Annotated in this window: 11 protein-coding genes and 1 pseudogene; 9 read left to right on the top strand and 3 right to left on the bottom strand. The window is 60.9% G+C overall.

The window, feature by feature from the left end:
* The first annotated feature begins 198 nt into the window (after positions 1-198).
* From DM806_RS02455 to DM806_RS02425, 7 genes are all read left to right on the top strand, one after another.
* On the top strand, positions 199-906 hold the full coding sequence (locus DM806_RS02455; protein ID WP_179041672.1) for a GntR family transcriptional regulator: 708 nt from the start codon (positions 199-201) through the stop codon (positions 904-906).
* A 130-nt stretch (positions 907-1,036) separates the two neighbouring features.
* Positions 1,037-2,023, top strand: a complete 987-nt coding sequence (locus DM806_RS02450; protein ID WP_256869056.1) for a fumarylacetoacetate hydrolase family protein — start codon at positions 1,037-1,039, stop codon at positions 2,021-2,023.
* Between the two features lie 45 nt (positions 2,024-2,068).
* The gene (locus DM806_RS02445; protein ID WP_179041671.1) at positions 2,069-2,959 is read left to right on the top strand and encodes an alpha/beta hydrolase; all 891 of its coding nucleotides are present in this window, start codon (positions 2,069-2,071) and stop codon (positions 2,957-2,959) included.
* Positions 2,956-4,008 (top strand): Ldh family oxidoreductase, encoded by a 1,053-nt coding sequence (locus DM806_RS02440; RefSeq protein WP_179041670.1) that lies wholly within the window; start codon positions 2,956-2,958, stop codon positions 4,006-4,008. The genes DM806_RS02445 and DM806_RS02440 overlap by 4 nt, the downstream gene beginning before the upstream one ends.
* 28 nt (positions 4,009-4,036) lie before the next feature.
* Positions 4,037-4,591 carry a VOC family protein gene (locus DM806_RS02435; protein ID WP_218647310.1) on the top strand — a complete coding sequence of 185 codons (555 nt, stop codon included), beginning with the start codon at positions 4,037-4,039 and terminating at the stop codon, positions 4,589-4,591.
* 231 nt (positions 4,592-4,822) lie between these two features.
* The gene (locus DM806_RS02430; RefSeq protein WP_256869055.1) at positions 4,823-6,031 is read left to right on the top strand and encodes an aldehyde dehydrogenase family protein; all 1,209 of its coding nucleotides are present in this window, start codon (positions 4,823-4,825) and stop codon (positions 6,029-6,031) included.
* Between the two features lie 55 nt (positions 6,032-6,086).
* Positions 6,087-6,455: a nuclear transport factor 2 family protein gene (locus tag DM806_RS02425; protein ID WP_179041669.1), complete on the top strand. Its 369-nt coding sequence runs from the start codon at positions 6,087-6,089 to the stop codon at positions 6,453-6,455.
* Here DM806_RS02425 and DM806_RS02420 read toward each other — a convergent pair.
* Positions 6,439-7,383, bottom strand: a complete 945-nt coding sequence (locus DM806_RS02420) for a LysR family transcriptional regulator (protein ID WP_179041668.1) — start codon at positions 7,381-7,383, stop codon at positions 6,439-6,441. The two genes, DM806_RS02425 and DM806_RS02420, sit on opposite strands and share 17 nt — an antisense overlap.
* 103 nt (positions 7,384-7,486) lie before the next feature.
* Here DM806_RS02420 and DM806_RS02415 point away from each other — a divergent pair, with 103 nt between their 5' ends.
* Both DM806_RS02415 and DM806_RS02410 read left to right on the top strand, forming a co-directional pair.
* Positions 7,487-8,662 carry an acyl-CoA dehydrogenase gene (locus tag DM806_RS02415; RefSeq protein WP_179041667.1) on the top strand — a complete coding sequence of 392 codons (1,176 nt, stop codon included), beginning with the start codon at positions 7,487-7,489 and terminating at the stop codon, positions 8,660-8,662.
* Positions 8,662-9,795: a CaiB/BaiF CoA transferase family protein gene (locus tag DM806_RS02410; protein WP_179041666.1), complete on the top strand. Its 1,134-nt coding sequence runs from the start codon at positions 8,662-8,664 to the stop codon at positions 9,793-9,795. The genes DM806_RS02415 and DM806_RS02410 overlap by 1 nt, the downstream gene beginning before the upstream one ends.
* Positions 9,796-10,402: 607 nt before the next feature.
* On the opposite strand, the gene istB is transcribed toward DM806_RS02410, so the two are convergent.
* Both istB and DM806_RS02400 read right to left on the bottom strand, forming a co-directional pair.
* Positions 10,403-11,131: an IS21-like element helper ATPase IstB gene (gene istB, locus DM806_RS02405; RefSeq protein ID WP_179041665.1), complete on the bottom strand. Its 729-nt coding sequence runs from the start codon at positions 11,129-11,131 to the stop codon at positions 10,403-10,405.
* A pseudogene (locus DM806_RS02400) lies at positions 11,118-12,050 on the bottom strand (Mu transposase domain-containing protein); the annotation flags it as partial. The gene istB and the pseudogene DM806_RS02400, both read right to left, overlap by 14 nt.
* Between the last annotated feature and the right edge of the window lie 200 nt (positions 12,051-12,250).

The raw sequence follows: 12,250 nt of genomic DNA, 5'->3' as shown, positions 1-12,250 counted from the left end.
TTCGACCTCGATGAGGCAATCAAATACCACCGATTTACGAAATAAATGCGCGATTCGAATTTTCGTAAAATGTCTTGGATCGAAGGCGCTGTCGGGATAGCGTGTCCAGCTATTACCGCGCTTTCCGGTATCGATACGGGTTAGCCATAGCGGGGGGGGGCGGCTAAGCGGCGTCCTTTGGTTTTGGAGAATGATGTCATGCAGAAGTCTCAGCTCCCGGCGGGCGGCACTCTTGGGGTAGATGTGCTGAGACGCATGCGTGAAGACGTCATCAGCTGCGTTTTGGAGCCCGGTGCAAAGCTTCGGTTTGAAGCGCTCCGATCCATGTACGGCGTCAGCTTTTCTACGCTTCGCGAAGCGCTGTCTCGGCTGGTCGTTGAGGGGCTGGTCGTCGCCGAAGGGCAGCGCGGCTTTTTCGTGGCGCCGATTACAGAAGAAGATTTGCTCGACATCACCGATGCGCGCGTCGTCATAGAGCGGGAGTGTATCGGCCGCTCGATCGCGCGCGGTGATGCCGACTGGAAAGCCCGCATCATATCGGCTTTTCATCGTCTCGATCGCCTTGAGGAGGCGATGGGAGACGAATTGCGCACCTCTGCCGATTGGGATCGCCTCCACAGTGAGTTCCATGATCGGCTGGTGGCTGCCACCGATTCGCCTACGTTCCGGGAAATCCGTCACACGCTCTTTGAACGTGCGCGTCGCTATCGTCGGATATCCGCTCTCGTGCGCAAGCGTCCGCGTCAAAAATCAGATGAGCACCGTATGATGATGGAGGCGGTGCTTAGCGGCGATGTGGAGCTCTCTCAGGCGCTGGTTGAGCGGCATATCCGGGAGATTGCCCAGAATATCATCCGTAACGGCCTCGGCATTGTGCGTGAGGAGGAGGGCGCACGGTTGCCCTGACGGGCGCGCTGAAATATTTCGAAAATCTGATGAATTTGGGGATTCAGAGGATTTGAATTAGAAATTAATTGGTTTCGAGCCGAATTTAGCGCTTGGAAATTTCGAAAATCCAAAATAGATAATGTCGTCGATGGCAAAGCCGCCGCTCGTGGTGGCGGGATATGCCGGTTGGCAACTTGCGTATTTGTCATCTGCAATCGGGGCGACGGGCGCCGAAATCGGGTCTTCGGCGCTGCCTGTCAGGCGGGCGCACCGCCACCACGTTATAGGGACGACGCTGATGCGCTTCGTGAGTTTCAGGCTGGCTGGACAAATGGGATATGGCGCCGTTATCGGCGATGCGGTCGTGCGGCTGGACAGCGCGGACCTGCCCAGTCTGCGCGCTTATATCGAGCGGCACTTTCAGACAGGCTGGCCGGACCTTCCGGTGGGCCCCCGCATCCCGTTTGCCGACCTTGAACTGCTCCCGCCAGTGCCGGACGCCGGGAAAATCCTGTGCGTTGCCACAAATTTTCGAGAAGCTTCACTCGGCGACAAGCCAGAGCCAAGCCATCCGCTTCTGTTTACGCGCTTTGCTGACAGTTTCGTGGGGCATGGCCAGCCTTTGGAGATGCCTTGCGTTACGCAAGCTTATGACTTTGAGGGCGAGCTGGCCGTCGTAATCGGACGGTACGCACATCGCGTTACGTCCGAGCGCGCGATGGATCATGTCGCTGGCTATTCGTGCCTCAATGACGGCAGCGTGCGGGACTGGCAGAAGCATTCGAGCCAGTTCACGGCGGGAAAAAATTTTTACCACAGCGGTAGCATGGGGCCATGGCTGGTCACATGCGACGAGATTCCCGCCTTTGCGGATCTTTCGCTGGAGACGCGGGTCAACGGATCGGTAGAGCAGCGTGTCGGCATGGACAGAATGATTTTCGATGTCCCCTGGCTCGTGGCCTATCTGTCTCGCATCACGCCGCTGGCGCCGGGCGACATCATCGCGACCGGTACGCCATCGGGCTTTGGCGCATCGCGCAGACCTCAGCATTTTCTGGCTGTCGGTGACATGGTCGAGGTCGAAATTCCGGGCGTGGGCCGCCTTAACAACATTGTCGCCCACGAACGCATGTAACGCCCGCGAAGGGTCCGCATATCAAACAAAAACCGGGAGGAAGTCTTGCAGGAGAATGTATTTTTTGAGTCAGATGGCCTCAGGCTGTCGGGTGTCCTGCATGTGCCGGACGGCTATCACGGCGAACCCCTTCCGGCCTTTATCGTATGCCATGGCTTCGTTGGCTCGAAAGACGAAAGCCACGCGCAGATTCAGGCTGAGATGATGCAGTCCTTCGGCTATGTCGCGCTCCGCTTCGATTTCCGTGGATGCGGCGAGAGTGAGGGAGAGCGTGCGCAGGTACGCTGTCAGGATCAGGTCGCCGACGCGAAGAACGCGCTGACATGGCTGGCGAAGCGACCGGAAGTTGATGCCGCCCGCATCGGCATAACGGGCCACAGCTTCGGCGCAGCGGTTTCGGTCTATACCGCAGGCATCGACGAACGGGTCGCCTGCTGCCTGTCTTCTTGCGGTTGGGGTGATGGTGAGCGCAAGTTCCGGGGCCAGCATCCCACCGATGAAGCCTGGGCGCGCTTTACCGGCCTGCTGGAAAAGGGCCGGCTGCACAAGCAGGAGACCGGTGAAAGTCTCTGGATTTCCCGCTTCGACGCTGTTCCCATACCAGAGGCGCTGCGCAAGAATCTCTCGCCCAAGGCCATCATGGAGATTCCGACCGAGACGGCCTGGTCGATGATGAATTTTCGTGCAGATGATGTGGTGGCGAATATCGCGCCGCGCCCGCTGCTGCTGTTCCACACGGCCCATGACACTATCACGCCGACGATCGAGTCCGTTCGGATGTTCGAAAAAGCCGGGCAGCCGACCGAGCTCATGCTGGTCGATACGACGGCGCACTTCCCGCTTGCACCATCTGACGCGCCGCGCACCAAGGCGATGATGAAGGGTTGGCTGGACAAGTTTTTCCCGTCGCCCCTGAGTGCCGGAACACAGCCGTGACGGCGATCGTCATAGCGCCGGACGCATTGCGCGGATTTGCGGCCGATCTGCTCGAACGCAGCGGCTTTACAGCGGCTGAAGCGCAGGAAATGGCGAACCTGCTGCTATGGGCGAACCTGCGCGGGGTGGATTCACACGGCGTTCTGCGCATCCCGCGTTATGCCGAGATGCTGAAACTCGGCCTTGTCCGTTCCGATGCGCAGATGACCGAACTACATCGGACCGGGGCAATCTGCGTTCTCGACGCTGGCCGGGCGCCGGGCGCGACAGCCATGAACCGTGCGGTCGGTGTCGCTACCGATCTTGCTGCTCGTTTCGGGCTGGGATGGTGTTCCGTCCGGGGCACTTCCCATGCGGGCGCAATTGGCTATTTCGTCCAGCAGCTTGCGGATCGAGGTTTGATCGGCATCGCAATGACTGCGTCCAAGCCGCTTATGACCTATCATGGCGCGAAGGGTGAAGCGCTGTCGTCCAACCCACTGGCGATTGCTGTTCCCCAGTCGCAGGATCGACCGGCCATTATTTTGGATATGTCCACCGCTGCCGTGGCGCTGGGCAAGATCATGGCGGCCAGGGATGCAGGCAAGACGATCCCGGAAGGATGGGGCGTTGATGCAGATGGCGCTGCGACGACCGATCCAAATGCGGTCGCTGCAGTCCTGCCAATGGCCGGCGCCAAAGGCAGCGGCCTGTCCCTGATGATCGAGATATTGTGCAGCTTGCTCGCCGGTGCGCCGAACATCGCTCCAGCCTTGATCGACGGAACGGTTGGAGACTTCAACGGCATGGTCCTAGCTGTCGATCCGGCTGCGTTCGGAGACCGGGATCTATTCCTGACGCAGGTCGGCGTGCTGGCAGACGCGATCCACGCCCTGCCGCCTGCTCCGGGGTTTACAAGCGTGCTGCTGCCGGGGGAACGTGGCCATCAGACCGAAGCGCTTCGCAGCCGGGACGGTGTGCCGGTTCCGATCGGCACCGTGAACAGGCTGACCGCGCTGGCGAGGGAGATCGGCGCGATCATTCCGGACGCTTTTCGTCAAGCGGTCTGAGTGCAATAGATATGGAAGAGGGCAAGATATGACGACTGCGATTGGCATGACGCGGCCATCACTGGCGCATCTGGGGATTTTTGTCGTCGATATCGACGCGATGGAACGCTTCTATGCGGGCGTGTTTGGCCTGTATGTCACGGACCGCGGCGTCGGCGCGGTGTTTAAGAACAGCCTTGTGTTCATGAGCGGTGCGGCGGAGCAGCATCATCAGATCGTGCTGTCAACCGGACGCGCGCCCGACACGCCCAGCACGATTATGCAATTGTCGTTCAAGGTGGAAAGCCTCGCCGCTCTGCGCAGTGTCGGCGCGGCTGCGGAGGCATCTGGCGCGACGGACATGATCGGACTGAACCATGGCAATGCATGGTCGATCTATTTCTACGATCCCGAGCGGAACCGGGTCGAGGTCTATCTGGATACGGTGTTCCACACGCCTCAGCCCTGTGCCGATCCGCTCGATCTGACCAAGAGCGACGAGACGATCCTTGCGGAGACAAGGGACTTGGTCGCCCGACTTCCAGGCAGCATGGACCGCAGCGATTATGTGTCGCAATTGCGTGAAGAGCTTGGCCGGAGCTGACAGCATGACACAGACCCTGACGCACAGGATCGGCGGCGAGAGGGTCGCAGGCGCGATGCTGATCGAGCGACGCAATCCTTCAGATCTTTCCGACATTGTCGCCCGCGCGCCGAACGGCGATGCGGCCGTTCTAGGCGACGCCATTGCCGCAGCCGCCAGTGCGCAGCGTGGCTGGGGGCCGTGTCGCCGGAAATACGTGGCGACATTCTGGATCGCGCAGGCGCTCTCCTCATGGAACGGGCCGATCTGCTTGGGGAATTATTGTCGCGCGAAGAAGGAAAGACGCGCGCGGAGGGCAGGGGAGAGGTTATACGCGCTGCCCGTATCTTTCGGTTTTTTGGTGGCGAAGCATTGCGTCTTCATGGCCGCAGCCTCCCATCGGTGCGTTCGGGGCTGGACGTGGCGACATGGCAGGAGCCGCTCGGCGTGGTTGGGCTCATCACGCCCTGGAATTTTCCGCTGGCCATCCCTGCATGGAAAGCGGCGCCGGCGCTCGCCTTTGGCAATGCCGTGGTGCTCAAGCCTGCGGCCATTACACCCGCGATCATCTCGGCATTGGCAGATATCCTAGATGAAGCAGGCCTGCCTCCAGGGGTATTCAATCTCGTCTTCGTCCCAGGACGGACGGCGGGGGCGCTTGCTACAGACTCCAGAGTGGCAGGCATCACATTCACCGGCTCGACGCAGGTCGGTCAGCAGATTGCGGTAGCGGCAGCCGGGCGTGGCAAGCGGGTCCAGCTCGAAATGGGCGGCAAGAACGCGCTTGTCGTGCTCGACGACGCGGACATTGATCGGGCAATCGCCATAGCGTTGGACGGGGCTTTTTTCGGGAGCGGTCAACGGTGCACCGCATCCAGTCGGCTCATCGTCACCGACGCCATTCACGACCGATTTGTGGACGGATTGACCGATGCTGTGCGACGCCTGCGCGTGGGGCATGCGCTCGACCCGGAAACACAGGTCGGCCCAGTCGCGAGTGAAGATCAGCGCGATGCTATCGAAGCCTTCTTCTCGATTGCGGTGGAGCAGGGTGGCCGCATCGCTTGCGGGGGCGAACGTCTGCGGCGTGACACCGAAGGCTATTTCCTCGCTCCAACGCTGATCACGGGCACCACTGCGGAGATGCGCGTCAACCGGGAAGAGATTTTCGGTCCGGTCGCGAGCGTCGTCAGGGTGGGCGACCTTGAAGAAGCGATCGCTGTCGCAAACGGCACCGAATTCGGTCTGTCCGCTGGGGTCGTGACACGCTCACTCGCTTATGCCAGGGAATTCCGGACGCGGATCGAGGCTGGCATGGTGATGGTCAATGCGCCGACCGCAGGCGTCGATTATCATGTCCCGTTCGGTGGCACGAAAGCGAGCAGCATGGGCCCGCGCGAGCAAGGGTTTGCGGCGCACGAATTCTACACGCGCACCAAAACCGTCTACACGGCAGTATAGCGGAGCGGCCCGCGCGCATCGCCCGTACAATCGAAACCACAGAAAGGATCAGTCGATGCCTGATAGCCATATCTCTGCCCTGGCCATGGAGGACCGTCGCTTTGCGGCGATGGCCAAAAGCGACGCGGAGGAACTGTTTGCGGTCCTGGCCGATGATCTCCATTATACCCACGCTAACGGCATGGTTGAGGACAAAGCTGAATTCATCCGCAAGATCACCAGCGGGGAACGGACCTATCAGAGCGTAGCTCTCCTGCGCCGTACCGTTTCCCGGCAGCCCGGCTTCACCGCGATATTCGGTCAGATCGGTGTCGAGGTCATGCGCACAGCCGGGCTGCTGGTGAATAGGCTCGACTATACCGCGATTTATCGTGATGCTGATCCCCGATTATTCGCTTGGTCGGCCGTCAAGGTGCTGGCTTGAAGCGGGACGAAGGGAACGGCGCACCATCTTCTGCCGGGGTGCCGTCTGCGGCGGCAATTTGCTCGACAAGGGTACGGATGAAGCGGCTGGTCTTCTGATGCCAGATCAGTGCGGTTTCGATAGCTTCACCGAAGTCTGCGACAGGAACGAAACGCAAAGCGTCGATCCCGAGGCCTATCAGTGAGCGTGGACCAAGGACGATCCCATATCCAGCAGCCGCCATGCTCGCGGCGGTCACAAAATCATGCGTGCGGACCGGATCGGGCGGAGGAAAGCCGCCCGTGATGGCAAGCCGGTCCAGCTTCTCCACCAGGCCGAAACGCTCGTTGAACTGGGGCAGCAGGAAAGTCTCCGCCTCAAGCTCTTTCGCGGCAACTATGGTCGAGGTTGCGAGCCTGTGGTCATGCCGCATAAGCAGGCCAAGCGGTTCGCGATGGATGGTGCGCGCCTCGACATTGGCCGGATAGAGGGGGCGCGGTCTGCACAGGCCAAGGTCGATGGTGCGATCCGCGATCGCGCGAAGCTGCGAGGGTGTGTCGAGTAACCTGGCTTGAGGATCGATAAACGCGCCCTCGGATCGCAAAGCGCTCAAAACCGTACCCAGCATTCCATTCATCGCCGCCGAAAAGATATAGCCCAGGTGAAGCGTCCCTACCTCACCGCGGGCGGCCATGCGTCCGATGGCTTCGAAGCGCGCCATTCGGGCCAATGTGTCTTTCGCTTCGGGAAGCAACACCGACCCGACCTCGGTGAGTTGGACGGCTGCTCTTTTATGACGATCGAAAAGCGGTGCTCCCACAATGTCCTCCAGCCGTTGGAGACGCACAGAGAGACTGGATTGCGCAAGGCCCAGGCGGTCGGCGGCCCGAGCAAAATGAAGCTCCTCGGCAAGGCAGACAAACAGGCGGAGGTCACGGGGATCAGGCATGTGGCGATTTAATCGTATTTTTCGATCAAATGCCAATGCTTTCGAGATTGAGTGCCTTGTGCTCGCGGTTCAAGAGTGCGTGAAGTTTCATAGGAGAAGCCTGATGCAGCCGTTCGATTGGTCGGATCCCTTCGATCTCGATACCCTCCTCACCGACGACGAACGCATGATCCGCGACACCGCGCAAGCCTATGCGCAGGAGCGGCTGCAGCCACGTATCATTCGCGCTTATGCCGATGCGGAAACGGACATCGCCATATTTCGGGAAATGGGTCAACTTGGCCTGTTGGGTACAACGATTCCAGAGGGATATGGCGGTGTAGGCGCCTCCTATGTATCCTATGGACTTATCGCTCGCGAGATCGAACGGGTCGATTCGGGCTATCGATCCATGATGTCGGTTCAGTCCAGTCTGGTGATGTTCCCGATCTACGCCTATGGCTCCGAGGAGCAAAAGCAGCATTACTTGCCCAAGCTGGCATCGGGCGAGTGGATCGGCTGCTTCGGGTTGACGGAGCCGGATGCCGGTTCCGATCCCTCCGGCATGCGGACGCGAGCGATTAAAACAGCAACCGGCTACCGTCTTTCAGGTACAAAGACCTGGATATCGAACGCGCCGGTCGCCGATGTCTTCATCGTGTGGGCCAAGTCCGACGCGCATGGGGGAGCTATCCGAGGCTTTGTACTGGAGAAGGGGCTGGAGGGGCTCGACACCCCGAAGATAGACGGTAAGCTCAGCCTGCGTGCCTCGATCACTGGCATGATCGTGCTAGATGAGGTGGAAGTGGGCGAGGAGGCCTTGCTTCCGGAAGTCGAGGGGCTGAAGGGCCCATTTGGTTGTCTCAATCGTGCGCGCTACGGCATCAGTTGGGGCGCCCTTGGCGCAGCCGAGTTCTGTTTTCATGCCGCGCGACAATATGGACTGGACCGCAGGCAGTTCGGCAGGCCTCTTGCAGGAACCCAGCTTTATCAGAAGAAGCTGGCGGACATGATGGTCGACATTTCCCTCGGCCTCCAGGCGAGCCTTCGTGTGGGCCGCCTGATAGACGAAGGGCGGTTTGCGCCGGAGATGGTCTCCATGGTGAAACGCAACAATGTCGGAAAGGCGCTGGAGATTGCCCGGCATGCGCGCGACATGCACGGCGGCAATGGTATTTCCGAGGAGTTCCAGGTCATGCGCCACATGGTCAACCTTGAGACTGTGAACACCTATGAGGGCGCGCATGATGTCCACGCACTCATCCTTGGTCGCGCAATTACCGGTCTGGCGGCTTTCTGATGGAAGCAGCCCCTCTTGCCGGCGTTCGGGTGGTCGAGCTTGCCCGTATCCTCGCTGGACCCTGGGCTGGGCAAGTGCTCGCCGATCTTGGTGCGGAGGTTGTCAAGATCGAGAGCCCAGCGGGGGATGACACCCGCACATGGGGCCCCCCCTTTGTTGAAAACGCCGACGGCACCTGTGACGCGGCCTATTTTCATGCAGCGAACCGGGGCAAAACATCGCGTATCGTCGACTTCACCACACCCGCTGGGCAGGCCGATATCCGTGCCCTTGTTCGCGATGCCGACGTGCTTATCGAGAATTTCAAAGTTGGCGGACTTGCGAAATATGGACTGGATTATGCCAGTCTCGCCCAGATCAATCCTCGGTTGATCTATTGCTCGATCACGGGCTTTGGCCAGACCGGTCCCTATGCCCATCGTCCGGGCTATGACTTCATCGTGCAGGGCATGAGCGGGATCATGGACCTGACGGGTGAGCCGGACGGGCCTCCGCAAAAAATCGGGGTTGCCTATGCCGATATCCTGACGGGTCTCTATGCGGTGATCGGCATCCAGGCGGCCCTTCGCCAGCGTGACGTGAGCGGGAAAGGGCAGCAGATCGACATGGCGCTCCTCGATGTCATGGTTGGAACGCTTGCCAATCAGGCAATGAATGCACTGGTTTCCGGCGTCAGCCCGACGCGTCTCGGTAACGCACATCCCAATATCGTACCTTATGAGGCTTTTCCTGCATCAGACGGCTGGTTCATTTTAGCATGCGGTAACGATGCCCAGTATCGGCGGGTCGCCGCGCTGCTGCGACTGGAAGACCGTCCTGCGTTCGCCACCAATGCCGGACGGGTTGCGCATCGCGCCGAGCTTGGGCGGTCCATTGCGGCAGCGACGCGTCTATCGACCCGCGATACGCTGCTGGCGGAGTTCGAGCGGATTGGCGTTCCTGCCGGCCCGATCAATTCCGTCGCACAGGCACTGGAGGATCCTCAGATCATTGCGCGTGGCATGATCGCCGAAGTCATTCGCGAGGATGGCACATTGCTCCGCGCGTTGCGGACACCGATTCAGTTTTCGTCATCACCTCTGCATGTCGTGAGGGCTTCACCGGTTCTCAACGCAATCTCCGATGACCTGTAAGCGATAATTGAAATACTTGTTTGGTTTCTTGCTTATGCGGAGATGTTTCTGTTCTCAACGATCTCGAGGCGCATGAGTTCGCTGGTCGCGTCATCGGTATAGACGAGCAGGGCGTTCATGCCCACTCGACGTCTGCAACCGAGGTTGGAGCAATGGCTGTGCGGAAGCGCCAAGATCGAGGTGATGGCGACTGGATTTAAGCGTGCCGGATGAAGTCAACGCGCCGATCATCACTAGCTCGTGCAGATCGCGCGTCGCTGTTGCGCGGGAGGTCTCGGCAATAGTGATGTAGTTTCCGGCGTTGAGACCGGGCTTGAAGCCGTCAAGACCTTCCCGGAACATCCGGGCGATGATCTTAGCCTGCCGCTAACTCAAGCGATCCCGGAAGGGGGCATAGAAATTTGGTATTCGTCAGGAGGAAGTCGATTAGCGCAAGTGTCAATCGGCGTGCAAACGGGACCCCCGATCGGCGCGCAAAAGGGACCCCCTTCAAGGGTGGCACAACGGTCGAGGAACGCGCCTTGCGCTGCGCGCGGCGTAGGGAGGGCGGAGCCCGACCGGAGGCGCGCGCAGCGCAAAGCATCTTAATCCAGGCGTGTGGCGGGGATCAGTTTCGGTTCTTGAAGCGCCAGCTGTCATTGCCGGTTTCGATGATGTCGCAATGATGCGTGACGCGGTCGAGGAGAGCGGTGGTCATCTTGGGATCGCCGAACACGGTGGGCCATTCCCCGAACGCCAGATTGGTGGTGATGACGACGCTGGTTTGCTCGTAAAGCTTGCTGACCAGATGGAACAGCAACTGCCCGCCTGAACGGGCGAACGGCAGATAGCCAAGCTCGTCCAGAACCACGAGATCGAGCCGGGAGAGCTGGGCGGCAAGCGCGCCGCTTTTGCCGATCCGGGCTTCCTCTTCGAGGCGGGTCACCAGATCGACCGTGTTGAAGTAACGCCCCCGCGCCCCGGCGCGAACGACATTGGCGGTGATGGCGATGGCCAGGTGGGTCTTGCCCGTGCCGGTGCCGCCGACCAGCACGACATTGCGCCGTGCGGGCAGGAACGCGCCGCTGTGCAGCGAACGGACCAGCCCCTCGTTGATCGGTGTCCCCTCGAAGTGGAAGGCGTCAAGGTCCTTCACCACCGGCAGCTTGGCGGCCGCCATCCGGTATCGGATCGAGGCCGCGTGACGGTGCGTTGCCTCCGCGCGCAGCAGATCGGTCAGTATCTCCATCGTCGTGCGCTGACGCTGGAGGCCCGTGGTGACGGCCTCATCGAACGCGCCGGCCATCCCCTTGAGTCCGAGCCCGCGCATCGCGTCGATCATGTCATGCCGCTGCATGGAAGTTCCTCAGTTGGTCGTAACGGGCACAGTCGGCGATCGGGGGATGCCGCAGGGCGTTGTCCTCCGAAGTGACGATCGTCAGCGGTCGCGGCGGTTCGCGGCGCCGTGCCAGGATATTGAGGATCAGATCATCGCTCGCCGTGCCGGTCGCCAGCGCCTCCCGCACGGCGGCCTCGACGAGTTCCAGGCCATCGGTCAGCACGGCCGCCAGCACGCGCACGAACCGCCGATCGGCATCATCGCCGTTGCCCAGCTTGCGTCGTAACCGGGCCAAGGCCGGCGGCAACTCCCAGTCCTGGAAGGGGGCGCCATTGCGCAAAGCACCGGGCTTGCGGGCCAGCACCGGCAGATAGTGCCAGGGATCATAGATCGTGCGGTTCCGCCCGAAGAAACGGGGATGCTCGGCGACGACCTCATCACCGCATCGCACGACAATGCGGTCGGCATAGGCCCGGACCTGCACCGTGCGCCGCGCCACCGTCGAGAGGACCGAGTATCGGTTGCGATCGTAGCTGATCAGGCAGGTGCCGCTCACGCCATGCTCGCTCTCGTTGAAGCCGTCGAACGGCCCCAGCATCGACTGTAATGCAGGGCGTTCGATCTCCAGCATCTGTGCCACGGTCTGTTCGCCCTGCTCAGGATGCGCCTGTCGTTCGGCCCAGCGCCGGCACTCGGCTTCCAGCCAGCCGTTGAGCTCTTCGAGGCTGGCGAACCGCAGACGGGGCTGGAAGAAGCGCCCTCGGATCGTCTGTACCTGGTTCTCGACCTGTCCCTTCTCCCAGCCCGCCGCCGGCGAGCAGGCAGTGGGCTCGACCATATAATGGTCGGCCATGATCAGGAACCGCCGGTTGAACACCCGCTCCTTGCCGGTGAACACGCTCGTCACCGCCGTCTTCATATTATCGTAGATGCCGCGCCTGACGCCGTAACGATCCCTTCCGCGGGGGTAGTGGAGAGGTCGGCCTTCTGCCGCTGGCGTCATTATGCGGTGCGCGACCTGCGCATTTCAGGCTTCGCCTATGGAATCGCGCTTCGCGCGATAGGGTTCGTGGAGCCGGCGGACAAGCCATCACCCCCTTCGCCGCCCTCGCAGGTTCCGCGCGTTGCAGAACCGGT

The organism is Sphingobium lactosutens (assembly GCF_013393185.1).
GTDB lineage: Bacteria > Pseudomonadota > Alphaproteobacteria > Sphingomonadales > Sphingomonadaceae > Sphingobium > Sphingobium lactosutens_A.
Note: the sequence above shows the minus strand (reverse complement) of the source record. Positions and strands in the feature narration are given on the sequence as shown.